The 23581-nt window shown below is 71.2% G+C and carries 28 protein-coding genes and 1 pseudogene; 22 read left to right on the plus strand and 7 right to left on the minus strand.

Going from position 1 to position 23581, the window contains the following annotated elements; all coding sequences use genetic code 11:
- Nucleotides 1-302 precede the first annotated feature (302 nt).
- The 3 genes from VIW71_RS23785 (at nucleotide 303) to VIW71_RS23795 (ending at nucleotide 3144) form a co-directional block, all read left to right on the plus strand.
- Entirely contained in the window at nucleotides 303-1088 is a 786-nt protein-coding gene (locus tag VIW71_RS23785) for an AfsR/SARP family transcriptional regulator (RefSeq protein WP_331624637.1), read from the plus strand.
- Nucleotides 1089-1112: 24 nt separating this feature from the next.
- Nucleotides 1113-2165, plus strand: coding sequence for a methyltransferase (locus tag VIW71_RS23790; protein WP_331624610.1), 1053 nt, complete (start codon nucleotides 1113-1115; stop codon nucleotides 2163-2165).
- 286 nt (nucleotides 2166-2451) lie between these two features.
- Nucleotides 2452-3144, plus strand: coding sequence for a response regulator transcription factor (locus VIW71_RS23795; protein ID WP_331624611.1), 693 nt, complete (start codon nucleotides 2452-2454; stop codon nucleotides 3142-3144).
- On the opposite strand, the gene VIW71_RS23800 is transcribed toward VIW71_RS23795, so the two are convergent.
- The gene (locus VIW71_RS23800; RefSeq protein ID WP_331624612.1) at nucleotides 3109-3894 is read right to left on the minus strand and encodes an SDR family NAD(P)-dependent oxidoreductase; all 786 of its coding nucleotides are present in this window, start codon (nucleotides 3892-3894) and stop codon (nucleotides 3109-3111) included. The two genes, VIW71_RS23795 and VIW71_RS23800, sit on opposite strands and share 36 nt — an antisense overlap.
- Nucleotides 3894-4490 carry a cupin domain-containing protein gene (locus VIW71_RS23805; protein ID WP_331624613.1) on the minus strand — a complete coding sequence of 199 codons (597 nt, stop codon included), beginning with the start codon at nucleotides 4488-4490 and terminating at the stop codon, nucleotides 3894-3896. Before VIW71_RS23805 ends, VIW71_RS23800 begins: the two co-directional genes overlap by 1 nt.
- A gap of 323 nt (nucleotides 4491-4813) precedes the next feature.
- On the opposite strand from VIW71_RS23805, the gene VIW71_RS23810 reads away from it, so the two are divergent.
- From VIW71_RS23810 to VIW71_RS23860, 11 genes are all read left to right on the plus strand, one after another.
- Complete coding sequence (locus VIW71_RS23810; RefSeq protein ID WP_331624615.1) at nucleotides 4814-6403, plus strand: acyl-CoA carboxylase subunit beta; 1590 nt, start codon at nucleotides 4814-4816, stop codon at nucleotides 6401-6403.
- Between the two features lie 36 nt (nucleotides 6404-6439).
- Nucleotides 6440-6886 carry a cupin domain-containing protein gene (locus tag VIW71_RS23815; RefSeq protein ID WP_331624616.1) on the plus strand — a complete coding sequence of 149 codons (447 nt, stop codon included), beginning with the start codon at nucleotides 6440-6442 and terminating at the stop codon, nucleotides 6884-6886.
- Nucleotides 6883-8157, plus strand: a complete 1275-nt coding sequence (locus tag VIW71_RS23820; RefSeq protein WP_331624617.1) for a beta-ketoacyl-[acyl-carrier-protein] synthase family protein — start codon at nucleotides 6883-6885, stop codon at nucleotides 8155-8157. The genes VIW71_RS23815 and VIW71_RS23820 overlap by 4 nt, the downstream gene beginning before the upstream one ends.
- 4 nt (nucleotides 8158-8161) lie before the next feature.
- Complete coding sequence (locus VIW71_RS23825; protein WP_331624618.1) at nucleotides 8162-9415, plus strand: ketosynthase chain-length factor; 1254 nt, start codon at nucleotides 8162-8164, stop codon at nucleotides 9413-9415.
- Nucleotides 9416-9669: 254 nt separating this feature from the next.
- Complete coding sequence (locus VIW71_RS23830; RefSeq protein ID WP_331624638.1) at nucleotides 9670-10134, plus strand: SRPBCC family protein; 465 nt, start codon at nucleotides 9670-9672, stop codon at nucleotides 10132-10134.
- Nucleotides 10135-10186: 52 nt separating this feature from the next.
- Nucleotides 10187-10507: a TcmI family type II polyketide cyclase gene (locus VIW71_RS23835; protein ID WP_331624619.1), complete on the plus strand. Its 321-nt coding sequence runs from the start codon at nucleotides 10187-10189 to the stop codon at nucleotides 10505-10507.
- Nucleotides 10495-10707, plus strand: coding sequence for an acyl-CoA carboxylase epsilon subunit (locus VIW71_RS23840; RefSeq protein ID WP_331624620.1), 213 nt, complete (start codon nucleotides 10495-10497; stop codon nucleotides 10705-10707). Before VIW71_RS23835 ends, VIW71_RS23840 begins: the two co-directional genes overlap by 13 nt.
- Nucleotides 10704-11033, plus strand: a complete 330-nt coding sequence (locus VIW71_RS23845; protein WP_331624621.1) for an antibiotic biosynthesis monooxygenase family protein — start codon at nucleotides 10704-10706, stop codon at nucleotides 11031-11033. Before VIW71_RS23840 ends, VIW71_RS23845 begins: the two co-directional genes overlap by 4 nt.
- Nucleotides 11030-11365 carry an antibiotic biosynthesis monooxygenase family protein gene (locus tag VIW71_RS23850; protein WP_331624622.1) on the plus strand — a complete coding sequence of 112 codons (336 nt, stop codon included), beginning with the start codon at nucleotides 11030-11032 and terminating at the stop codon, nucleotides 11363-11365. The genes VIW71_RS23845 and VIW71_RS23850 overlap by 4 nt, the downstream gene beginning before the upstream one ends.
- A gap of 8 nt (nucleotides 11366-11373) precedes the next feature.
- Complete coding sequence (locus VIW71_RS23855) at nucleotides 11374-12555, plus strand: FAD-dependent monooxygenase (protein WP_331624623.1); 1182 nt, start codon at nucleotides 11374-11376, stop codon at nucleotides 12553-12555.
- Nucleotides 12556-12620: 65 nt separating this feature from the next.
- On the plus strand, nucleotides 12621-13076 hold the full coding sequence (locus tag VIW71_RS23860; RefSeq protein ID WP_331624624.1) for a DUF1772 domain-containing protein: 456 nt from the start codon (nucleotides 12621-12623) through the stop codon (nucleotides 13074-13076).
- 74 nt (nucleotides 13077-13150) lie between these two features.
- Here the strand turns inward: VIW71_RS23860 and VIW71_RS23865 are convergent, their stop codons facing one another.
- Both VIW71_RS23865 and VIW71_RS23870 read right to left on the minus strand, forming a co-directional pair.
- The gene (locus VIW71_RS23865; RefSeq protein ID WP_331624625.1) at nucleotides 13151-13600 is read right to left on the minus strand and encodes a nitroreductase/quinone reductase family protein; all 450 of its coding nucleotides are present in this window, start codon (nucleotides 13598-13600) and stop codon (nucleotides 13151-13153) included.
- A gap of 25 nt (nucleotides 13601-13625) precedes the next feature.
- Nucleotides 13626-14315: a helix-turn-helix transcriptional regulator gene (locus VIW71_RS23870; RefSeq protein WP_331624626.1), complete on the minus strand. Its 690-nt coding sequence runs from the start codon at nucleotides 14313-14315 to the stop codon at nucleotides 13626-13628.
- Between the two features lie 332 nt (nucleotides 14316-14647).
- On the opposite strand from VIW71_RS23870, the gene VIW71_RS23875 reads away from it, so the two are divergent.
- The 8 genes from VIW71_RS23875 (at nucleotide 14648) to VIW71_RS23910 (ending at nucleotide 21728) form a co-directional block, all read left to right on the plus strand.
- The gene (locus VIW71_RS23875) at nucleotides 14648-15448 is read left to right on the plus strand and encodes a methyltransferase domain-containing protein (protein ID WP_331624627.1); all 801 of its coding nucleotides are present in this window, start codon (nucleotides 14648-14650) and stop codon (nucleotides 15446-15448) included.
- 16 nt (nucleotides 15449-15464) lie between these two features.
- Complete coding sequence (locus VIW71_RS23880; RefSeq protein WP_331624628.1) at nucleotides 15465-15884, plus strand: ester cyclase; 420 nt, start codon at nucleotides 15465-15467, stop codon at nucleotides 15882-15884.
- Nucleotides 15885-16740: 856 nt separating this feature from the next.
- Complete coding sequence (locus VIW71_RS23885) at nucleotides 16741-17046, plus strand: DUF6507 family protein (protein WP_331624629.1); 306 nt, start codon at nucleotides 16741-16743, stop codon at nucleotides 17044-17046.
- Nucleotides 17043-17723, plus strand: a complete 681-nt coding sequence (locus tag VIW71_RS23890; protein ID WP_331624630.1) for a hypothetical protein — start codon at nucleotides 17043-17045, stop codon at nucleotides 17721-17723. Before VIW71_RS23885 ends, VIW71_RS23890 begins: the two co-directional genes overlap by 4 nt.
- 1 nt (nucleotide 17724) lies before the next feature.
- Nucleotides 17725-19554 (plus strand): WXG100 family type VII secretion target, encoded by a 1830-nt coding sequence (locus VIW71_RS23895; RefSeq protein ID WP_331624631.1) that lies wholly within the window; start codon nucleotides 17725-17727, stop codon nucleotides 19552-19554.
- A gap of 5 nt (nucleotides 19555-19559) precedes the next feature.
- A complete protein-coding gene (locus VIW71_RS23900) occupies nucleotides 19560-19928 on the plus strand; it encodes a hypothetical protein (RefSeq protein WP_331624632.1) in 369 nt (122 codons plus the stop codon).
- Complete coding sequence (locus VIW71_RS23905) at nucleotides 19925-20620, plus strand: hypothetical protein (RefSeq protein WP_331624633.1); 696 nt, start codon at nucleotides 19925-19927, stop codon at nucleotides 20618-20620. The genes VIW71_RS23900 and VIW71_RS23905 overlap by 4 nt, the downstream gene beginning before the upstream one ends.
- Before the next feature lie 316 nt (nucleotides 20621-20936).
- Entirely contained in the window at nucleotides 20937-21728 is a 792-nt protein-coding gene (locus tag VIW71_RS23910) for an STAS domain-containing protein (protein ID WP_331624634.1), read from the plus strand.
- An 83-nt stretch (nucleotides 21729-21811) separates the two neighbouring features.
- On the opposite strand, the gene VIW71_RS23915 is transcribed toward VIW71_RS23910, so the two are convergent.
- The 3 genes and pseudogenes from VIW71_RS23915 to VIW71_RS23925 form a co-directional block, all read right to left on the minus strand.
- Nucleotides 21812-22384 carry a hemerythrin domain-containing protein gene (locus tag VIW71_RS23915; RefSeq protein ID WP_331624635.1) on the minus strand — a complete coding sequence of 191 codons (573 nt, stop codon included), beginning with the start codon at nucleotides 22382-22384 and terminating at the stop codon, nucleotides 21812-21814.
- A 311-nt stretch (nucleotides 22385-22695) separates the two neighbouring features.
- Nucleotides 22696-23019: a helix-turn-helix transcriptional regulator gene (locus VIW71_RS23920; protein ID WP_331624636.1), complete on the minus strand. Its 324-nt coding sequence runs from the start codon at nucleotides 23017-23019 to the stop codon at nucleotides 22696-22698.
- Between the two features lie 139 nt (nucleotides 23020-23158).
- Nucleotides 23159-23581, minus strand: a pseudogene (locus VIW71_RS23925) (monooxygenase); the annotation flags it as partial.

A 23581-nucleotide genomic window follows, 5' to 3' on the forward strand; every position in this document is an offset into this window, starting at 1 on the left:
CGACTGCCGCGGCGCCCCGCTCACGTGGTGCGCATTGCGGGGATGCCTTTACGGGGCCGCTTGACCGGGGAATTCGTCCCGCGGGTTGATTTGCGCGCTCCGCCATCCTGGTAGTTTTGTGCTCAGTGGCATTGTAGGACACACAGTGAGGTCGTAAATATGATTTACTCCACAATGCGTCCTCGATGCCTCTTGGGCTACGACTAAGGGGAAGTGGTGGAAAACCAAACCACCGGGAAAGTCGGGACCAACACAAACCAGCATCGCATCAGTGAAGGGCGGGAGGAGGGGGAATCGTGGCCATGCGCTTCAAGCTGCTGGGGCAGTTACAGGTGCACGACGGGGACCGCATCCTGACGCCGCAGGCTCACAAGCAGCGCGTCCTGCTGGCGTCTCTCCTGTTGCACCATCACACCGTCCTGTCCGTCGAATCACTCATTGACGAGCTTTGGCCCGACGGACCGCCGCGCACTGCCCTCCAGGCATTGCGCGTCTACATTTCACAGCTGCGCAAGATGCTGATGAGCAGCAGAACTCCGGGAAGCCCGGCCCTGATCGGCGAGCCGCCCGGCTATTACCTGACCATCGACGACGGAATGCTGGACGTCGTCGAATTCGACCGCCACCGGGAACTCGCCCGGGTCGCGCACGACCGTCAGGATCTCGAAACGGCGCTTTTCCACTACCGGGCCGCCGCGCATCTCTGGCGCAGTGCCCCGCTCGTCGACCTTCGTGAGGGCACGCTGATACAGAGCGTCACGTCCAGGCTGGAGGAGTCCTGGATGGGAGTCGAGGTAGGGCGGATATCGCTCGAAGTGCGGCTGGCCGGAAGCCGGGGCGAGGCGATCGCCCAGCTCCGCGGGCTGGTCGCCAGGTACCCGTTCAACGAGCACCTGCGCGCACTCCTGATGATCGCCCTCTTCCTCTCCGGACGGAGCGGGGACGCACTCCAGGTCTACCGCAGCGCCCGTGAGTGCCTCATCGACGAACTCGGCATCGAGCCGGGCGAGGACCTCCGCCTGGTCCACCAGGTGGTCCTGGACTCCGACCCGGCGGCCCTCGACAACGTCCGCATGTGGACAGCGTGATCCACAGCGGAGAAGGAGAGAGTGTTGACTACCGACAACGACACCTGGACACAGCCGGTGAGCGTGCCCCGGCCCATTGACGACCCCTTCGACATCCTGCTGGTCGGCTGGTCGTTCGTGCGCGGCAACCTACTGATGAGCGCCCTGGAACTCGGCGTGTTCGAGGAACTGGGCAAGGCCCCCGGGACCGCGGAGCAGATCACCCAACGGCTGGGGCTGCACCCGCGCGGTGCCCGGGACTTCCTGGACGCGCTGGCCGCTCTCGGCGTGCTGGAGCGTGACGGCGACGTCTACCGAAACGGGCCGGCGGCAGACCGTCACCTCATCCCCGGCCGGCACGGCTTCGTCGGCGGATTCCTCGCCATGACCACGCAGTTCATGGGCACGGGCTGGGGGAGCCTGGCGTCGATGCTGCGCACCGGCGACCCCCATGGGCAGGACGCCGGCACGGTCCCCTTCGAGCAGGTCTTCCGTGACCCCGAGCGGCTGCGCCAGTTCCTCTCGGCCATGGACAGCCTCAACGGGGCGATCGGCCCGGAACTCGCGCGGCGGTTCGACTGGTCGCGGCACAGCTCCTTCGTGGACATCGGCGGCGCCCGGGGGAACCTGGCAGGCACTCTGCTGCTCGCGCACCCGCACCTCGCCGGGGGGGTCTTCGACCGTCCGGTCATGGGCCCGTTCCTGGAGGAACTGGCCGAGGACCGGGGCGTCCTGGACCGGATGACCTTCCACGGCGGCGACTTCTTCGTCGACAGGATCCCCGGCGCCGATGTGGTGATCTTCGGGAACGTACTGCACGACTGCCCGGTCGAGATCCGGCGGGACCTGATCGCGCAGGCAGCCGAGGCGATCCCCCCTGGCGGTGCGGTGGTGGTCTACGACCCGATGATCGACGACGAGCGCAGGGTTGTGGACAACCTGCTGCTCAGCCTCATCATGATGGTGCAGTCCCCGGCCGGAAACGAGTACACGCCCGCCGACTGCCGCGGTTGGATGGAAGAGGCCGGGCTCCAGGTCGAAGAGGTGCTGAAACTGCCCGCGCATGCCACAGCGGTCGTGGGACGCAAGCCGGCCTGACCTGACGCTCGTCGGCCGAGGTTCACGTCGCGGGGCGGGTGTGCGGGACCGGCGGGCCGGCAGCCTGTCGAGCCGCACATCCGCCCCGTGGCTCAAGCCGCTCCCTTTCAGGGAGTAGACCGTTCAATCGGAAAACCCCACCCACCGGGAGGAAATCATGGCATACGGCTTCCGCGCGGAGTGGGCCGGCACCATAGCGGTTCTGCCCCGACTGGAAATGCCCGGTATCCGTGCGCGTGTGAGCGGCGGTTGAACATCAGGGGGGACGTTGCTGTCCGTACTCGTCATGGGCGCGAACGACGGGATTCGAAACGCGCTGGAGCGACGAATTTCCCGAATCAAGGATTTCGCTGTCCTGCCCCATGACCGAAAACACCAGCAGGCCGCCGATGTCGTCATGGTGGCCGCGGACCGGAACGAGTTCGAGGTGACCCGGCGGATCACTTCGCGCGCCGCGACCGCCCGGCCACCATTGCTACTGGTGGTGGACGAGCCCTTCGAAGAGCTGATGAGCGCGTTGTGGCTCGGCGCCCGCGGCATCGTGCTGAACTCCGCCACCGACCGTGAGTTGGTGGACTGCGCCGCCCTGGTCGCCCGGCAGTGCGTCGTCGTGCCGGAGAAGATGCTCAATGACGAGCGACTGCCAGACGCCCACACGATCCTGGACGGGACGACGCACCACGACGCGCGGGCCGCGCTGAACCGGCTGACCCCACGTGAACTGGAGGTTCTCAAACTCGTCGGTGCCGGCCGGAACAACGCGGAGATCGCGGAGGCGCTCTGGCTGAGCAGGAACACCGTACGGTCCCATGTGCAGCGCCTCATGCGGAAGTTGGGGCTGCGCAACCGCCTCTGCCTGATCATCTTCGCCCATGAGCTCAGGCTGATGAACCCGGCCGGGACCATTCTGTGCAGCGACGGTCCCGCAGCCCCAGCGGCAGCCTCACACGCGGTACATGCGCCGCACCATGGCCTGTAGTACCCGGCGGGGCAGCGCTCCGAGGAAGAACGGCTGAGGCCGGTTCATGATCCCGGGGGTGACGAAGGGGCGGCCCTTGGCAACGGCGTGCAGCGAGGGGGTGACGACCTGCCGCGGCTCCAGCCAGGCCAGTCGGGGCAGGCCGGCCGTGTCCAGGCCGGCCGCGTCGTGGAACTCGGTGTGGACCAGCCCGGTCCGCACCGTGGTGACATGCACCCCGCTGCCCCGCGCCTCCATGAACAGGCTCTCGCCGAACGCACCGAGGAATGCCTTGGAGGCGCCGTACACCGCCGACTTGGGCATCGGCAGCCCGGAGACGATGGACGAGACGTTGAGGATTCCGCCGTGCCGGCGCTCCCGCATCCGTCCCAGTGCGGCATGGGCCAGCACCACCGGAGCCGTCACGTTGACTCTGATCTGGGCGGTCTCGCGCTCCAGCGGCAGTTCACTGAAGTATCCGGCGGAGCCGAGGCCCGCGCAGTTGACGAGCAGCTCGATCGGCTGACCGCGGTCGGCGACCCGCTCGGCGGCGATCTCCAGATCCGATGTGTCGGCGAGGTCCAGGGTGAGAACGTCGACGGCAACGCCGTACTGGTCGGCGAGCCGGGTCGCGAGCTGTTTGAGCCGGTGTTCACGACGCGCGACCAGCGTCAGATCGGCGCCCCCGCGGGCCAGCTGCTCTGCGAACTCGGCGCCGATACCGCTGGACGCGCCGGTGACGAGCGCGCTCCGATAGGCATGGCGCGCCATCAGCCCTGCCCGGGGCCGGCGCCACGGGCGGTTTCCAGGCCCTTGGCGCTGGGAGCGAGCCCACCGTCGGACCCGCCCGGCGGCCCACCTCCCGGCCGCGCGCCGGGCCCCCCTCCGGGCCGCCGACCGGGCGGACCCCCTTGCGGGCGCAGCCCGATGACGTGGTGCTGCTTCGCGAGCGCCTGCATCCGGTCCCAGTCGGGCGGCCCCTGACCGTCGAGGAGTTGTCCCAACTGCTCGAACCACGACTCGACACCGCCCGGCGTCGCGATGCACAGCATCTTGCTCGGCCTGTGCCACGTGTTGACGAAGGCGTGGCCCACCCCCCGCGGCCCGTACACGAGGGTTCCGGGGGGCGCTTTGTGCTTCTCGCCGTCGAGTTCGATCTCGTATTCGCCGTCGATGACGTAGAAGGATTCGTCGACGTCCTCGTGAATGTGCAGCGGTGGGCCTCCCCCGGGCGGGGTGGTCACTTCGAAAAATGAGTAGAGACCGCCGGTCTCCTCGCCCCGCAGTAGCCAGCGTCCTGTCTCTCCGGCCCACTTGATGGGTTTGACGCCGTCGAGCGCGACAACCCGCCCTTGCGTCACCGTCATATCCCACTCTCCTCGGATTCGGTTGGCACAAGCATCGGGGCACCTGATAAAGCGCACGATAAGAAACGCTAACGCGGCGACCGCACCAGTCCTGAAAACCGCCGCTGTACTCCGGCTTTGCGTCGGCCTCATCGGAGCTTTTCCGTATGTCCGCAGACTTTCGATGTGCACCCGGACGGCCGACAACGGTCAGGGCCGGATCAGGGCCGGATCAGGAACGGGAACGTCCGGCGGCGGTCGGGTGCGGTGGAGCTGCCAGGGGAAGGGAGCGTGAGTGCGTGTCGGACGGAAAACGTCACGCTGGGGGCGCTGCGGTGAAGGGGGTGTTCACGGGACCGGACGCGAGCCCGGCCGGCCTGCCGGCCGAAGGGCTGCGCGACCGTACGGCGGAACTCGCCGTCATCAAGCACCGGGCGGTGGAGGGTCTCAACCAGGAGGCCGCCGCCCGGCAGCACCGGCTGGGCAAGCTGACGGCGCGGGAGCGCGTCACGCGCCTGCTGGACGCGGGGTCCTTCACCGAACTGGAGATGCTGCGCCGGCACCGTGCGACGGACTTCGGCATGGGCGACCGGCGGCCCTACACCGACGGTGTCATCACCGGCTGGGGCACCGTCGACGGCCGCAAGGTCTTCGTCTACGCCCATGACTTCGGGATCTTCGGCGGGTCCCTCGGCGAGGCCCACGCGGCCAAGATCCACAAGGTGATGGACCTGGCGGAGAGCTCCGGCGCCCCGCTGGTCGGCCTCAACGACGGTGCCGGGGCCCGTATCCAGGAAGGAGTCATGGCGCTCGCGGGCTACGGCGGCATCTTCCGCCGCAACGTCCGGGCGTCCGGGGTCATCCCGCAGATCAGTGTGATCCTCGGGCCGTGCGCGGGCGGCGCCGCCTACTCGCCGGCGCTCACCGACTTCGTCCTGGTCGTCCGGAGGACGGCGAGCATGTACGTCACCGGACCGGATGTGATCAAGGCCGTGACGGGCGAGGAGATCGACATCGAAGGTCTCGGCGGCGCGGACGTCCACGCCAGGTCCGGCCAGGCGACCTTCGTCCACGACGACGAGGACGAGGCGTTCGAGACGCTGCGGCATCTGCTGTCCTTCCTGCCCGCCAACAACCGGGAGTTCCCACCGGAGTGGCCCGCTGACGACCCGGTCGACCGGTCCTGCGAGGCGCTGCTCGACATCGTCCCCACCTCCCCCAGCCAGCCCTACGACGTGCGCCGGGTGATCGAGGAGATCGTCGACCACGGCGAGTTCCTCGAACTCCAGCCGGCCTGGGCGGGAAACGTCGTCGTCGGCCTGTCCCGGATCGGCGGGCAGGTGGTCGGCCTGGTCGCCAACCAGCCGATGGCGCTGGCGGGTGTGCTGGACATCGAGGCCTCCCAGAAGGCGGCCAGGTTCATCAGGTTCTGCGACAGCTTCAACATCCCGCTGGTGACCCTGGTGGACGTGCCGGGCTTCCTGCCCGGTGTCGACCAGGAGCAGGGCGGCATCATCCGCAACGGGGCCAAGCTGCTGTACGCGTACTGCGAGGCCACGGTCCCCCGCATCCAGGTGCTGATGCGCAAGGCCTACGGCGGCGCGTACATCGTCATGGACTCCCGCTCGATCGGCGCCGACCTCTCTTTCGCCTGGCCCGGCAACGAAGTGGCGGTGATGGGCGCCGAGGCCGCGGCCCAGGTGATCCACCGGCGGCGGATCCTCGACGCCGAGGACCCGCTGAAGACCAGGCAGATGCTGATCGAACAGTACCGGCACGCCCTGATGCACCCCTATTACGGGGCCGAGCGCGGCCTGGTGGACGACGTCATCGATCCGCGCGACACCCGGTCGGCGATCCACGCCGGCCTGGAGATGCTCCGCTCCAAGCGCGCTGTGCTGCCCCAGCGCAAACACGGCAACTCGCCGCTGTGATCCGACCGAACGACGTAGTGAGGAGCCACCCTTCCAATGACGAACGACGAGACCGCCGGCCGCACCCGGCCGCAGATCCGCAAGATCGCCGTCGGGGACGTGCCTGTCAACCGGCACCGCGGCGGCACGCTGCGTACCCTGCTCGGGCCCGCGAACGTGGGCGCCACCAGCGGGTTCATGGGCCTGGCCCGGCTTGAGCCCGGCGAGTTCATCAGCGAGCACTACCACCCGTACTCCGAGGAGTTCGTGCTGCTGCTCTCCGGGCGCATCACCATCCTGCTCGACGGGGAACCCGTCGAGCTGGCCGCCCGGGAGGGCCTGCTGGTGCCCATCGACGTCCGGCACAGGTTGGAGAACACCGGCCCGGAGCCCGCGGAGCTGGTGTACCACCTGGGGCCGCTGGCCCCCCGGCCGGACCTGGGCCACGTGGACACCGAACGGCTGCCGCACCCGGACCTCGCGCCGGCGGGGGAACCCCGATGAGCGACTGGGGGGCGGTGGTCACCGGGGTCGGCGTCGTCGCGCCGGGCGGCGTGGGCCGGGAGGCGTACTGGGAGACGCTGGCCGCGGGCCGGACCGCGACCCGCGGCATCACCCTGTTCGATCCGACCGGTTTCCGGTCGCGTATCGCGGCCGAGGTCGACTTCGACGCCGCCGCCGCGGGGCTGAGCCCGGCGGAGATCGACCGGATGGACCGCTGCGCCCAGTTCGCGGTGGTGGCCGGCCGGGAGGCGATGGCGGACGCCGGTCTCGAGCCGGGCCAGGTGGATCCGGGGCGGGTCGGCGTCAGCGTCGGCAGCGCCGTCGGCTGCACCACGCGGCTGGAGGACGAGTACGTGGTCGTCAGCGACGTGGGCGCGCAGTGGGAGGTCTCCCCGCAGCTCGCCAGCGAGCACCTCTACCGGGCGCTGGTGCCCAGCACGATCGCGGTGGAGGTGGCGTGGGCCGCGGGTGCGGAGGGGCCGGCGACGGTGATCTCCACCGGCTGCACCTCGGGCCTGGACGCGGTGGCGCACGGTGTGCAGCTCATCTCCGAGGGCTCGGCCGACGTGGTGATCGCCGGGGCGACCGACGCCCCGATCTCACCCATCACCGTTGCCTGCTTCGACGCCATCGGAGCCACGTCGCGCAGCAACGAGAACGCGGCCTGTGCCTCCCGCCCGTTCGACCGGGACCGGGACGGGTTCGTGCTCGGCGAGGGCGCCGCCGTCCTGGTGCTGGAGAGCCGGCGGCACGCCGCCCGCCGGGGCGCGCACGCGTACGCCGACATCGTCGGGTTCGCGCAGCGCAGCAACGCCTTCCACATGACCGGTCTCAAGCCCGACGGGCTGGACATGGCGGAGGCGATCACGATCGCGATGCGGCGGGCCGGCCTCACCCCCGACATGATCAGTTACGTCAACGCGCACGGCTCGGGGACGATGCAGAACGACCGCCACGAGACGGCCGCGCTCAAGGAGTCCCTGGGCCGGGCGGCGTACGGCGTACCCGTCAGCTCCATCAAGTCGATGATCGGGCATTCGCTGGGGGCCATCGGCGCGCTGGAGGTCGCCGCCTGCGCGCTGGCGATCGAGAACAACGTGGTGCCGCCGACGGCCAATCTGCACCACCCGGACCCCGCGCTGGACCTCGACTACGTACCGGTCTGCGCACGGAAGAACGTCAACGACGTCGTGCTGAGTGTGGGCAGCGGGTTCGGCGGGTTCCAGTCGGCGATGCTGCTCGCCCGCCCCGGCCTGACGACCAGGAAGTGACGCGATGGCAGACGATCGCCGCACCGTGTTCAGCGGGATGTCCGTCATAGCTCCCAACGGCTCCACCACCGAGCAGTTCTGGGAATCGACGCTGGGCGGCGTCAGCGGGATCCGCCCGGTGGAGACGTTCGACGCGTCCGGGTATCCGGTGCGCCTGGCCGGGCAGATCCGCGGCATGGTCGGCCCGGAGCTGGTCGAGGGGCGGCTGCTGGTGCAGACCGACCGCTGGACGCAGCTGGGTCTGGTGGCCGCGGAGCGGGCGCTGCTGGACGCGGCACTCGACCGCGCGGCACTCGATCCGTACGACATGTCGGTGATCACGGCGACGTCATCGGGTGGCAACGAGTTCGGGCAGCGCGAGATCCAGAAGCTGTGGAGCAAGGGTTCCCGCTTCGTCGGCCCGTACCAGTCGATCGCCTGGTTCTACGCGGCGACGACCGGTCAGATCTCCATCCGGCACGGGATGAAGGGCGCGTGCGGGGTGCTGGTGGGTGAGCAGGCCGGCGGCCTCGACGCGCTGGGCCAGACCCGCAGGGCGCTGGCGGACGACGCATCGGTCGTGGTCAGCGGCGGCACCGACGCGCCGCTGAGCCCGTACGCGCTGGCCTGTCACGCCTCCGCCCGGCAGATGTCGGTGCGCCGGGACCCGGCTCGGGCCTACCAGCCCTTCGACGCCTCCGCTGCCGGGTACGTGGCCGGCGAGGGCGGGGCGATCTTCATCGTCGAGCGCGAGGAAACCTGGCGGGCCCGCGGCGCCGGGCACGGTTACGGCGAACTCGCTGGTTACGCGGCGACGTTCGACCCGCCGCCCGGCTCGGGACGGGAGCCGGGGCTCCGCCGGGCGATCGCGCTGGCGCTGGCCGACGCGCGGGTCCAGCCGTCCGAGATCGACCTGGTCTTCGCCGACGGTCTGGGGCTGCCGGAGGCGGACCGCGCCGAGGCGGAGGCGATCAGCGCGGTGTTCGGCGCGTACCAGGTGCCGGTGACCGTGCCGAAATGCCTGGTGGGCCGGCTGCAGTCGGGCGGAGCGCCGCTGGATGTGGCGATGGCCCTGCTGTCCATCCGCGACTCCGTCATTCCCGGCACGCCCGCTCTCACCGAACTCGCCCCCGGCTGCGCGCTGGACGTCGTACGCGAGACGCGTGAGGCGCCGGTCCGCACCGTGCTCGTACTGGCCCGCGGCTTCGAGGGCTTCAACGCGGCCGTCGTCGTCCGCGCCCTTCAGGACAAACGATCAGGAAAGAGGTACCACCCGTGACCGCCACCACGATCACCCTTGACGCGTACACCGAGCTGATCAACGGCGCCTCGGGCGTGGGGATCACCGCGGAGCACCTTCTCACCCCCTCGGTGACCTTCGACTCGCTGGCCATCGACTCGCTGGGTGTGCTCGGTATCCTGTCCGCGCTGGAGCTGCGGTTCGGACTGGAGCCGGACAGCGACGCGGAGGCCGCCCGCACCCCGGCTGAGCTGCTGTTCGCGGTGTACGGCCGGCTCATCGCGACCGGGCGGATGACGGCCGGGCGGACCGAGCAGGCCATCGTCATCGACGCGCCGTTCGACGAGGTCTGGGAGCAGACCAACGATGTCGCCGCCTGGCCCGATTTGTTCAGCGAGTACGCGGCGGCCGAGATCCTGACGTCCACCGGGGACACGGTGACCTTCCGGCTCGTGATGCACCCCGACGACAACGGCACGGTGTGGAGCTGGGTGTCGGAGCGGACCGCGGACCGGGAGTCCGGCACGGTACGCGCGCGCCGGGTGGAGACCGGGCCCTTCGAGTTCATGAACATCGTGTGGACCTACCGCGAGGCCGACGGCGGCGGTGTCGAGCTGTGCTGGGAGCAGGAGTTCGCGATGAAGTCGCAGGCACCGGTGGACACCGCGTGGATGACGGCGAACATCAGCGTCAACTCTTCGGTGCAGCTCGCCCTGATCCGCAGCCGGGTGCAGGAGCGGGCCCGGGCGGCGACCTGACCGGGCCGGGCGCACGCCGTGCCACCTACGACGTCAGCATGAAAGGAGTCCCATGCAGTACACGCTCATCGTCGCCCGCATGGCCCCCGAGGACAGCGAACACGTCTCCGGCATCTGGGCCGATTCCGACGCCACCGAACTACCGCACCTCGTCGGCGTCAAGCACCGCCGGCTCTTCCAGTTCCACGGACTGTACTTCCAGTTGATCGGCTCCGAGGACGGGATCGGCGAGCGCATCGACGGCATGCGCGGTCACCCCCTCTTCCGGGACGTCAACGAGCGGCTGAAACCGCACATCGCCGCGTACGACCCCATGACGTGGCGCGGTCCGCGCGACGCGATGGCGAAGGAGTTCTACTCGTGGAACGCGTGACGGGGGCCCCGGCCGACGCCTGCGGACTCGTACGGGTGGTGCGCGGCGCCCCCGATCCGCGGGAGACGGCAGCGCTGCTGACGGTGCTCGCCGCCGCTCTCGGCGCGGCCGGCGGGCCGGCCCGCGAGGCCCGGGTACCGGCCCGGCCGACATGGCGGGCGTTCACCGGGCACGGCCGCGACGGCTGGGGGGCGCTGTGATCCGCACCGTGCTGGAGATGCGGGTCCGTGAGGGCTGCGCGGCGGAGTTCGAGCACGCGTGGCAGAGCGCCGCCGCGGTGGCCAGCCGCTACCCGGGGGCCGGGCCGCAGACCATGCTGCGCGATCCCCGGGCTCCGCTCCATTACACCATCACGGCGGACTGGGCGAGCCGCGAGGACCTGACGGTCTATCAGAAAAGTCTGGACCGGCAGGCACTGTCCGAAATTCTCGAACGGCTCCGCGAGTCGGCGACGAAGAGCCTCTTCGAGGTGGTGGCACACGTCACCGCTGCCCCCGTGCCCAGGGAAGGGACCGTACAGTCATGAGCATCCGCGTCGTCATGACAGCCACCATCAAACCCGAGGACCGCGACGCCTTCGAGCAGGCGTATCTGGAGGTCACCACCAAGGTCCGCGGCACTCCCGGCCATGTGCGCGACATCCTGCTGCGCGACAGCGCGGACGGCACCCGGTACTCGCTGATCGCCGAGTGGGAGTCCGAGAAGCTGTTCCGGGCCTGGGCAGACGACCCGGAGCACATGCGCCAGTCAGCCGCCATGTACCCGTACTGGGCGGACAGTTTCCGGCGCAGCATCTACGAGGTGCGCGCGACGCTGGAGTCGTACGACCCCAGCCCCGCCGCTTCCCCGGCCGAGTAGGAGTCCTCGTGCCCATCCAGAAAGCCGCCGTGATCGGCGCCGGGATCGGGGGCCTGACCACGGCCATCGGCCTGCGCCAGGCCGGAGTCGACGTCAGGGTGTACGAGCGCAGGACCGAGCCCAGCCGGCTGCTGACCGGGGGCGGGTTCATGCTGTGGCACAACGTGTTCGTCGCCCTGCGCAAGCTCGCGCTCGACGAGCAGGTGAGCAAGGTGGGTTCGGAGATCGTCTTCCACGAGTTCCGTTCCGACCGCGGGCGCCGGCTGGCCCGCTGGGCGATCGCCCCCGAATCCCGGCGGATCGGTGCGCCGGCCGTGGCACTGCGCCGCTCCGACCTCAACGCACTGCTGCTGGAGGAGGCCGGTGACGCGGTGGTGATGGGCGCCCAGTGCGTGGGCTTCGAGCAGGACGCCGACGGGGTGACGGTACGGTTCGCGGACGGCAGCACCGACCGGGCCGACGTGCTGGTCGGCGCCGACGGCATGAGGTCCGCGGTCCGCAGCACCCTGCGCCGCGGCCACGACATGGCGCCCCGGTACGCGGGCTACACCGCGTGGCAGGCGATCGCCGAACTCCCGGGCGAGGACGTGGTGCCGAGCGGCACGTTCTTCAACCTGTGGGGGCGCGGTGGCCTGCGGTTCCTCTACTGCCGGCTCAACGAACAGGAGGTCTACTGGGACGCGATCACCTCCGACCGGGCCAGCGCCGCGTTCGACATGTTCCGCAAGGACAAACGGGCGGTGATGTGCGAGACGTACGACGACTGGCCCGGTCCCGTCCCGCAGATCCTCGCCGCGACCAGGGACGAGGCGATCCTGCCCATCGACATCGCCGACCGGCCGCCGGACCGTGAACCGGCCTGGGGGCACGGCCGGGTGGTGCTGGTCGGGGACGCGGCGCATCCCATGACGCTGAACCTGAGCCAGGGCGCCGGGCAGGCCATCGAGGACGGCGTCGTGCTCTCCGGGCTGCTGGCCGAGGGGCCGGACGTCGGGGCGGGGCTCGCGGCGTACGAGAGGGTCCGCCGCGAGCGGGTCGACGCGATGGTGCGGGGCGCGTACCGCATCGGTGAACTCGGCAAGTTGAGCGGCCCCTTGGCGTGCCGGGCCAGGGACGCGTTCATGTGGGCGGTCTTCGGGACCTTCGCCAAAAAGGGGACGTACCGACTGATGATGAACTTCGACCACTGAGCCCGAAGGCCACCCCGTTCCGTTTACCACTGCCGAAAACCGAGCTCCGGAAGGAACGATGTCCCATGGTGATCGACGCACTGGCAGCTCTCCTGCTGCTGCTGGCCGGAGCCCTGGCGGGAGTGCTGGTGGCGGTCGAGATCGCGGTGGTGCCGATGCTGGCCGATCTGCCGGGGGAACGCTACGTACAGGTCCACCGGCTGCTCGATCCGCGATTCGACCCGCTGATGCCCACCGTCAACAAGGTCGCGCTGGGCGCCGGGCTGGCCCTGATCGTCTTCGCGCCCGGCGCGCAGGCGAGGGTGGCCTTCGCCGTCGCCGAGGCCGGGCTGATCGGTGTCGCGCTCGTCTCGGAACTCTCCAATGTCCGTATCAACCGGTCCATCGACACCTGGGAGACCGACCGGTTGCCGGGCACCTGGGCCATGACACGTGACCGCTGGGCGCGCTCCAACCGCCGCCGTACGTGGATCGCGCTGGCGGGCTTCGCCGCGGCGGTCGTCGGAGTGACCCTCCTGTGAGGCCGTGAGGTCAGGAGGCGGGAGGCGGGAGACCCGGAGCGCCGATGGGGCGGCCCGGGTCTTCCGCCGTCCGCTCATGCCGGGATGACGCGGAAGACCGGGATGTTGGGGGCGGCCTTCTCGAAGCTCTCCGGCGACTTGTCCTCGACCACGCCGTTCTGGACGAAGATGCCGACGCCCATCGGAACCTGTCCGGGGAACGCGCGGACGATGGGCCCGCGTTCCTCCGGCGGTACCTCGACCAGCCGCACGTGCTGGGCCCTCCGGCCACGTACGAGAGTGCCCTCGCCGGCCGCCCGTACGTTCTTCACCCAGTCGGAGTGGGGGAACGCCTGGAGGATGTAGAGGGTGCCGTCGATCTGCACCGGCGCGACGGGGTTGGTGTGCTCCTTCCCGGAGACCCGGCCCTTGACCTTGAGGAGTCGCACCGGGCCCACGGGCAGGCCGATGCCGTGGAACATCTCCATGATCATGTTGCGGACCTTCAAGGTCGGGGAAACCGGGGGGCGGGTGGCTTGGGGCATGGTCGCGCTGTCCTTTCGTCGTGTCTCAGCGTGGGCGGACGAAGCCCGTGGTGTAGGCCGTGGTGATCACGTCGATGCGGTTGCGGAGCTCCAGCTTGCTCATCAGGCTGTGCACATGGCTCTTGACGGTGGCTCCGCTCAGCGTCAGCGCCTCGGCGATCTCCGCGTTGCTCCAGCCGCGGAGCATCAGGTGGACCACCTCGATCTCCCGCCCGGTCAGCTTGCCGATGTGCTCCCAGGCGTGCGGCGTCCGCACCGCGCCGGAGGGGCTGTCGTCGGCCGCGGAGTGCGAGCAGACCTGGTAGCCGGACCGGAGCAGCCGGATGGCGGGTACCAGAGTGGCCATGTCGGTCAGGTTGACGGTGATCCCCGCGATCCGCGTGATCCCGCGCATGCGCGGCCGGAGTTCCGCGGCGCGGGCGCGCTGCCGTGCGGGTGAGACGACGAGCACCCGGGGTACGGGGGTGCCGGCCGTCAGGGCGCGAATGGTCGGGAGCGGGTCCGTGTCCCCGAGGACGACCACCACATGCGGTCGTTCGTCGCTGATGAGCGGTCCTAAGTCACCCGTTTGGGGGCCGTGCCCGAGCACGGTGAAGCCGTCTTCCTGATCGAGAATCGACGCGACCCCGCTGCGGTCGGCCGGGGTTCCGCCCACTACCAGGATCGAGGTGGGGTGCCCGGAGTCGTCGCTCGCGGGCGGGGTGTGTGCGTGCATCGTGACCCTTCCCCCCGGGCGGGCGGCGTGGCCCGGCCGGACCGTTCGACCTGACCTGTCGCTCTCCAGGCAATTGCTTAGCGAACTATCCAACAATAGGGCACCGGCATCGTCGGGTTCAACGCGAACCCGACCGCCGCGGCGCCCGCGTGTCGCCGCCGGCCGATGCCGTGCTTTCTCCTGCCTTTATCGGCTGCCCCTACCGTCGAAGTGTCTTCGGCTGGCGTTCCGTCGGAGCGTTGTCGGCGTGTTGCAGCGCGGACGGTCGCGTGCGGAGCGGATTCCAGCCCCATGGCAGACGGATTCGTGGACGCATCTCTGGGAGCCGATTGATGACAGCAGGAACCGACCAGTTGAAGCCCGCCGACATCTGGGCCGACGCCGACGCCGCGAAGGAATTCCTGGACCAGGCCGCCATCGAACTGGCGGCGGCCAAGAAAGAACTCGACGCGATGCTCCGGGCCGGTGCCGGCAGCCATGTGCTCGACGTGGGCTGCGGCACCGGCGCCGACGTCCGGGCACTGGCGGCCCGGGTGGGTCCCGGCGGCCGGGTGGTGGGTCTGGACTCCAGCGAGCAGCAGATCTCCAGGGCGCAGCCGGCCGGTCCGGACAGTGCCCCGGTCGAGTTCCTGCACGGCGAGGCCGACGCGTTGCCGTTCGCCGACGGCACGTTCGACGTGGCGCGTGCCGAGCGGGTCATCCAGCACGTCCCGGACCCGGGGGCGGCCGTCGCGGAGATGCTGCGGGTGGTGAAGCCCGGTGGGCAGGTGCTGGTCACCGACCCCGACCACGGCATGTGGGCGCCGGACCTCGACGACAGGGAGCTGACCCGGCGGATCATGACCTGGTGGAGCGATCACGTGCCCAACCCGTGGGTGGCCCGCCGATTGCGTGACCTGTTCGTACGGGCCGGGGCCCGGGAGGTGGGGGTGCGCCTGCAACCGGTGGTGCTCACCTCGCTCGCCGCGGCCGATTCCCTGACCCTGATCGGCAAGGCCGCCGCCGCGGCCGAAGCCCGGGGCGTCGTCCCTGCCCAGCAGGCGCGGGCGTGGGGAGCGGAGATCGAGCGGCGGGACGCGGAGGGCCGGTTCCTGATGTTCGGCACCTTCGTGGTCGTCACCGGGACCAAGTAGGAACGGGGGAACCGGAATGTCGGATCACAGGGAACTGGCCGAGCGCTGGTTCAGCCGCGGGTGGGCCGGCGGCGACACGGGCTTCGCCGAGGAGGTCTTCGCCGAGGACTTCGTCCTCAACGGCAAGAAGGTCGGCCCGGCCGGCCCGCGGCGCAGCGTTGCGGCGGTGCACAGCGCCTTCTCGGACATCGGGGTCGAGCTGGACCTGATCCTGACCGACGGGCCCTACGTGGTGACCCACTACACCACCACCGCGCGCCACACCGGGCCGTTCCGGGGTGTCCCCGCCTCGGGTCGGTCGATCACCGCCACCGGAATCGTGATCTGGGAGATCGGCGACGGCAAGGTCGTACAGGACTGGAACGTGTTCGACACGGCAGGGCTGGTCGCGCAGATCACCGCGGGGCACGAGGACGGCGGGCCGGGGGAGGGCTGACGCGACGGATGCCGGGCACGGTCGGGCCGGCCGCGGGGGTCGCCCTCCCCGACCGGGGCCGGCCGGGACCGTGCCCGGTGTTCTCTTCCGGCGCGCCGAAAAGAGGGCGTACGGAAGGGCAGGGCCCGGAGGGCCGATGCGTGAACGCACACCGCCACCGCGCCGAACCGCCGCACACCGGGGGTCGGCGGCTGATGGGCGGCCTGCTGCTCGGCCCGGCCGGCACGCACGGCAAGCCGTCGCCGGCCCACCGGACGCGGCAGGGTACCCGGCACCGGCGGCCACGGCTCAGCGGGTGCACGCCGCTGTGGCCCACCTGCCCCTGGGGTAGGGCTCGGCGGATCGCGCCACCCGGTGTCCCCGGGGTCCCACCTCATAGCGACCTCCTGCCGGGCAGCCTGCTGGCCGGCAGGGCCGGCGCCACGCCTCATCGACTTCGGCGGCGTGGGTGTCGGCGACCCCGCATGCGACATGACGGCCGCCTGGGCACTGGTGTCCTTGGACACCCGCGGCCTGTTCCGCACGGCGGCCGGAGCGGACGACGCGACGTGGGCGCGCGGGCCCGGCTGGGCACCGTGCTCCTGGCTCACCGCCCCGCATCACCGCGTCACCAACCCGGTACTCGCCGGCGTCGGCCGGCGGGCCATGGACGAAGCGCTCGCCGACCACGCGCGGACCGCCGGCGGTAGCGGCGGCGGTGTCACGGCCGGCCGAACAGACGTACCGGACCGACATGCGGAACCGACACACCGGACAGACGAACCCTCAGGCCGACCCACCCATGGGGGACGTCCGGCCGACTGTGGCAAGCTGTCGGATCGATGGAAGGCGGTCACAGGAAGGGACGGAGCGGCTGATGCCGGATCTGGGGTACGACCTGCTCGCGCTGGAGACGTTCGGCGGTCAGCTCAACACCGTGAAGCAGGGGCTGGAGGAAAGCCACTCCACGATCGACTCCTACGACTCCGACTACGGTCACGCAAGCGTGCGGGACGCCATGCACCACTTCGAGAAGCACTGGCGGGACGGCCGCAAGCACGTGCAGAACACAGCGGAGAGCCTGGCGTCCATGGTCACCGAGGCGGTGAAGGCGTACACCAAGGTGGACGAGGATCTCGCCCGTCAGATCACCGCCGGCACGCAGACGCAGGGCCAGCGGTGAGCGCGGCGGGCTCCGGGCCGCGGCTCGACACAGGGGTCGGCTACTCGCTGCGCGTGCCCGGGAGTTGGTTCGAGGTGGATGTCCGCCCGGCGACTCGGGCCGTCTCCGCCGCCGAGCTGGTGAACCGGCGCATCACCGACCTGCCCGAACTGCGCGAGCGCCGCGCGGACATCGTGCGGCTGATACGCAACCAGGCCGCCGCCGCATGGGACGCGGGTGCGGTGTACTGCGCGGTGATGGCCGAGCCGGTGGCCGACGGGCTGCTGCCGGCCTGTGTCACCGTCTCCTTCCTGCCCGGCCCGGTGGACGCGAGCAGCGACGCCGAGGACCGGCTCTCCCCGCTCATGACGACGCTGACGACCAAGGTCGCCAAAGCCGAGGGCGACCCGTGGACCGAGGTCACCACCGTGGAGCTGCCGGAGGCCGGAACCGCCGCGCGCACGTTCGGCGTCGAGGACGTCGAGGACCCGGAGGCCGGCTCCGGGGTGGGACTGAACCGATCGGTGCGCGTAGTGACGATGCAGACGTACGTACCCCTGCCCGACATCAACCGGGTGGCCGTCGTCACCTGCAGCAGCCCCGCGATCGAGGTGGCGCCCGCCCTCCTGGACGTGTTCGACGCGATCACCGGCACCTTCCGCCTCTGGCGTGCCGCCGACCTGGTGGAGGGTGTCTGAGATGAGCCGTCCCACCGACTGGCACGTGCTGGACCTGCACAATGACCCGACGCCGGGCGACGTGCAGCGGCTGCGCGAACTGGTACGACGTACCCGCGACCTGGCCGACACCGCGGAGGGCGCGGCCCGCAACGTACGATCCCTGGCGGGCGATCAGGCCACCATGTCGTGGATCGGCGCAGCCGGGGACGTCTTCAAGGACGCCATCGGGAAGTTCCCCGGGCAGCTCGACAAGGTGGCCGAGTCGCACCACATGGCCGCCGACGCGCTGGACACGTACGCCACCGACCTGGACCACGCGCAGGGCCAGGCCGACCGCGCGCTCGCCCAGGCGCGGGAGGTGTACGACCGGGTGCAGTCGCTGCACCGGCAGCTCTCGACCGCCACCGGCACGCTGTCCGCGCTGGACCGGTCCGCGGGTTCGCCGCAGCCGCCCGACCCCGAGCAGGTCAAGGAGCAGGCCCGTCGGCACACGGCCGCGCAAAGCCAGGTCGACTCGCTGAAGTCCCAGCTCAGTGGCCCGCAGGCGCAGTTGGAAGCGGCGAAGAAACTGGCCGGTCAGGCCGCGGAGCTGCGCGAGACCGCGGCCGGCACCGCGAGCAGGAGGCTGCACGACGCGACGGACGCGGGCATCCCGCCGGACTCGTTCTGGCACAAGCTCGGCGATCTGGCCGCGAAGGTCTGGCACGGCCTGATCGTCGTCGCCAAGGTGGTGGTCGCCGTCGGCGGCATCATCGCGCTGATCGTCGGCGGTCCGATCGCGTGGATCGTCTTCGCCGCGGCGCTGCTGGTCCTGGCCGACACCCTCTACAAGTACACGCAAGGGCAGGCCTCGTTGTGGGATGTGGCGCTGGCGGCCCTGAGCTGCATCCCGATGACCAAGGGCCTGACCACGCTCGCCGAGCTGAAGACCGCCTTCCAGGCGGGCGGCCTGCTCGGCGCCGGCGCCCATGTGCTGGGCGCGGGCTGGGGCGCGGTCAAGGGCATGGGCACCGCGGCGAAGGCGCTGTGGGAGGGCCGGGCCGCCATACCGGGCCTGCTGCGCGCGCTGCCGTTCACGGCGTGGGGCAAGCTGACCTCGATGGCGACCGAACTGCGGTACGGGGCCAGCGGTGCGCTCACCGGCTTCGGGGCCGGCTTCGGTGACGGCGCCGGGTTCTTCGGCTCGTTCAGGAACGGCTTCTCGGAGATGTCGCAGGGGTGGCGCGGCGGCCGGGACGCCGCCGGGCTGCTGCCCTCGCAGGCCGCCCGCGGCTGGCAGGGCTCCGGCGGCTATCCGGGTATCGACCTGTGGCGCGACACCACGATCCCGGCCGGCACCCAACTGGAGGCGCTGCACCCCAAGCTCACCGGGTTCGTGATGCCGGACGGCACGATCGCCGCGCTGGGCGGCGACTCGGCCGGGATCAGCCGGGGCGTGCAGGTCGGGCCGTCCGACCTCAACAAGTTCATCCAGCACAACTACCGGGTCGAGGGCGTGAGGCTCCAGGTCAACGCCGACATGCCGGCGGCGGGTTCGCACGCGGTCGCCAATCCGCAGTTCGGTGACGGCGGGCTCCCGCAGTACTTCATTCCCGACATCGGCGCGCACCTCGACAGCGGCGCCATCACCGTCGTGGACTCGGCCGGGAACGCGCTCCCGGTCAGCGGAGGATTCGCCGACCTCGGCGGCGGCGGGCGCATCCCGCTGCACAATTTCGACCTCGCGCCCGGCTCGCCCATCCTGACCAACGGCGCCACCCAGCGGACCGCCGAGGGCGGGGTCACCGTCGTGAACGGCGTCACCCGCACCGCGCAGACCGGCGCCGACGCCACCGCACCGAGCAGGTGAAACGCATGAACGACTCCCCCGCCCAGCCGGTACGGATCGAGGCCGCCGGCACCGAGGACAATCCGCACGCCCACCTCGACCCCGTGGTCGCCGCCGAGATCGGCTGGGGCAACGAGGTGGTGCGGGACTGGCACATCACCGACCCGCACTTCGGCTACTGGGACCTGACCCTGGCCCGGCCCTTCCATGTGGACCGGCTGCGTGCGGCGTTCCGCTTCCCCGGCACCGTCGGGCTGTCCGTCGTCGCGTCCCGGCCCGGCGGGCAGCGGGCGTCGATGTCGCTGGGCGACACCCGGAACTTCGTGGGCATCACGGCGCCGCTGCCGGACGGGTGGCCGGACGCCGACGCGGACATCGCGCTGGCGGCGTCGTGACCGAGCCCGGCCGGTCCGCCGGCGGCGACCAGGCGCAGCCGCCCGTCGAGGTCAGCCCGCTGATCTTCCGTATCGCGGACAGCACGGTGCTGATCGGTGTCCGCGCCGGCGAGCGCGGCCCCGAGCCGCTGTTCACCGACGTCTCGGGCGAGCCGTGCGCGGTCGCGTACACCGATCCCGAGGAGATCAGGCGCGACCTGCCCGAGGGCTACCGGCTCCACCAGATCCCGGTGCCGCTGCTGCTCTCCCAACTGCCGCCCGGGTGCGGGCTGATCATCGACCCGCGGGCTGCCTCGCCCCTGCACGTCGGCGCCCACGAGCGCGAGATCGTCCTCGCCGCGAGCCTGCCCTTCCCGCCGGGCGCGTTCATCAGGATCAAGTCCGGCGGCGACCCGCAGCCCGCGCTGCTGGCGTCGGCGCTCCCGCGGATCGAGGTCACCGCCGTGCGGCGGGTGTACGTCACCCGCTACCGGGTCGCCGACGCCCGCGAGAAGGTGCTGGTGGTCTACGAGACCGATCCCGTCCCCGGCGCCGACGACCTGGCGGCCGACGCCTTCATGGCCGCCGCCGCGGACACCGCCCTCGCCGACCCGATGCAGGTCCTCGCGCTGGACGACGTCCCGGACACCTTCCGGCGGATGATCCTGGCGGACGTCCCGCCGGCGTACGTACGACCGGACCTCGTCGGATAGGCACCGCCCGGTTCCGCTCCGGGCCGGCCCCGGCTCGTTGCCGCGGCCCCCGCCCGGTGAACGTGATCGACCGCGCCCCCGGGCCGGCGGTGCCGCCGGCCCCGTCGGCGGCTCATGGAGGGCGTCCGGCTGCGCCACCACTCCCGGATCCGTGAGCGCGCTACGGATCTGCCGGAGGCCGCCGACTGGAGTCGGGAGGGCCGAGCGGGTCCGCACTGTTAAATATGAAGGCCAATTCGCGTATGACTTGACGCATCTCATGGGCACCCGCAGGCTGGGATGGCCACAGTTTTCCGGTGCGCGAGGGAACATCGACATGTGCAGCTTCGAAGACCCCAACGCCGGTAAGGACCAGGACGTCACGGGCCCCGGCGACGCGCCGCCCCCCACCGGGTGGATCCGCGATCTGCACAGCCGGCTGACCGTGCGGCTCACCGAGACCGGCCGTCACACCCGCGCCGCGGTGTCCGGCGAGATCGACCACGCCTGCGCCGGCACACTCGACCGTGTTCTGCACGACGGCATCCGCCAGGCGCCCGACGGGGTGGACCTGGACCTCACAGGGGTGACGTTCTTCGACTGCGGCGGCCTGAACGCGCTGCTGCGGGCGCGCTCCATCGCCGAGCAGCACGGCGTCAGCCTGACCGTCACGGCGGTGAGCCCCGCGGTGGAGCGCCTGCTGACGCTGACCGGCACCCGGGTGCTGTTCCTGCCCGGGGGCGCCGGTCCGCCCGGCGGCGCCCCCGGCCCCGACCGACCACCCGACGGTGGCGGTTCCGGCTCCGCCACCGCGGGCATCCGGTGCCTGCGGGCGGCCGGTACGGCGGTGGGCCTGCTGGGGACGGTCGAACTCCCCGAGCGACTGCTGGTCCGGCTGCGGGACGGCCGCCGCGTGATCACCGCGTTCCTCGACAGCGCACAGACCCGCGACGTCGCGTCCCGGATCACCGCGCGCGCGGACCCCCACTCCCGCAGCGCCTCCCTCGTGGTCCACTGGCTCCGCCTGCCCCTGCCGGTCCGGCTGTTCCATTCTGTGGGCGGGCCGTTCGCTTTCGTCTGCACACCCGCAGAGCGGCCTCAGCGCCCCGGCCGCCACCACGCCGCGTAGCCGCGCGTCGCCCTATCGAGCACGGAGCCCCCGGCCGGATACGGCTCCGGCCGGGGGCTCCGCGCAGCGGCGTACGCCGTCCGTCAGCGGCCCAGCGCGTCGCGGGCCTTGTCCATCATTGCCGCGAACGGTCCGGTCAGCCGCAGTGCGGCCGGCTTGCCCGTCGCGGTCGGATGCGGATGGGTGGGCGCCATGCGTTCCGCCTTGCGCAGCCGCTCCCCCATGCTGATGCGCTGCTCCTGGGTGCACTGCGCCAGGAGCGCCGGGAACTCGTCGCGTTCCTCGTGCTCCGCGTGTTCGCTGACCGCCCGCTCGAAATCAGCGAGCGCGGACTCGAACTCGGGGGTGGACAGGTCCATGCCCTCCAACTGCTTGAGGATCTTGCTGGCCTCCCGCTCCTCGGCGTTACGGGCATCCGCCTCCTGCGGCCCCGCCGTCTTCTTCGCCACCGGCCGTACGACCAGTTCCTCAGCGGCCTCGTGCACGGCCAGCAGGGCGCGCAACTCGTCGAAGGCCCGCTTGCGCGCCTCGTGCCCGGTGCTGGAGATCTGTGCGAACAGGTCGCGGATCCGCGCGTGCTGCTCCAGCAGGATCGCCACGACGTCACCGTCCGGCAACTGCGCAGCCGCGTTGCGCTCGGCATCGGATGCACTCATCTCGGACTCCTTCGTTCGCTGGTCGACAGCTCGTCCCACCGGACGCATGACCCGAGCACGCGGCCGGAAACCCCACCGGGCCGTTCGGCGGTCGCGCAGGGCCGCCTCCCCCCGGTCCAGGTCCTGCGTCAGGCGCGGGCGTGTGGCGTCGCTGATCCCGTGGTCGTCCCGGCACCGGACCGGTGGTAGGGCGGCGGATCAGCGCCACCGGTCCCGCGACCGCCGCACCGGCGGTCGCCGACTCTTCGGCGCGGTCCGCCACCGGGTGGTAGCGGTGGCGGTGTGGCGGGAGTGGGTCGGGGCGGGGCCTGTCAGCGGGATTCCGGCCGGCCGTCCTGGCGCTGGAAGGAGAGGACGGCCAGCAGGTCGGCCACGGTCGGACCGGCGTCCGCGGGGTGCCGCAGGGGGGTGCCGACCGGGATCTGGTAGCGGTTGGACCGCCCGTTGCGGGTGTGGGTGAGATATCCGTCCGCTTCCAGGTCGGCGATGATCTTCTGGACGGCGCGCTCGGTGAGCAGGCATCTCGCGGCGATGTCGCGTACCCGGATACCGGGGTTCTGGGCGATCGCGGCCAGCACACGTGCGTGGTTGGTCAGGAAGGTCCAGCGTGGGCGAGAGGGCGCTGAGTCGTCCATGGGTCCATCGTACGGTCGGGGATTCAGGTCTTTTCAAGGCTGAATACCCGTTCGGGTTTCGCCGTACGCGTGAGCGGGCGGCGCCGGGACGCCCCGCGCGCGCCCGGGCGCCCGCCCGCGTACGTACCCGCGTACGGTGTCAGCGCAGGCTGAGCACCTGCCGCAGCACCTCGGTGAACTCGCTCTCGGGGTCGGCCGAGGCGTCTTTCGCGCGCCAGGCCACGAAGCCGTCGGGGCGGACCAGGACCGCGCCGTCCGGGGCGGTGCCGTGGGACTGCGCCCAGTCGGCGCCCTCCTCCGGGAGCAGGTCGGCGTCCGGGCCGGGGCCGACGCGGTAGCGGTCGAGCGGCACCCCGAGCCCGTCGGCGGCACGGCCGGCCGCGCGGTACCAGCCGTCGCCGCGGGCGCCGGTCAGCAGCACGAGCGAGCCCTCGTACAGATCGAGGGTGGACAGCCGCGCGCCGCCCCGCCGTACCCACAGGTGGGGCGCCCGGGTGCCGGGTTCGCCGACCCACAGCCGGGGTCCTCCCCCGCCGCGGCCCGGCTCCGGGCCGGTGGCTTC

It is taken from the genome of Streptomyces sp. (assembly GCF_036524955.1).
Lineage (GTDB): Bacteria > Actinomycetota > Actinomycetes > Streptomycetales > Streptomycetaceae > Actinacidiphila.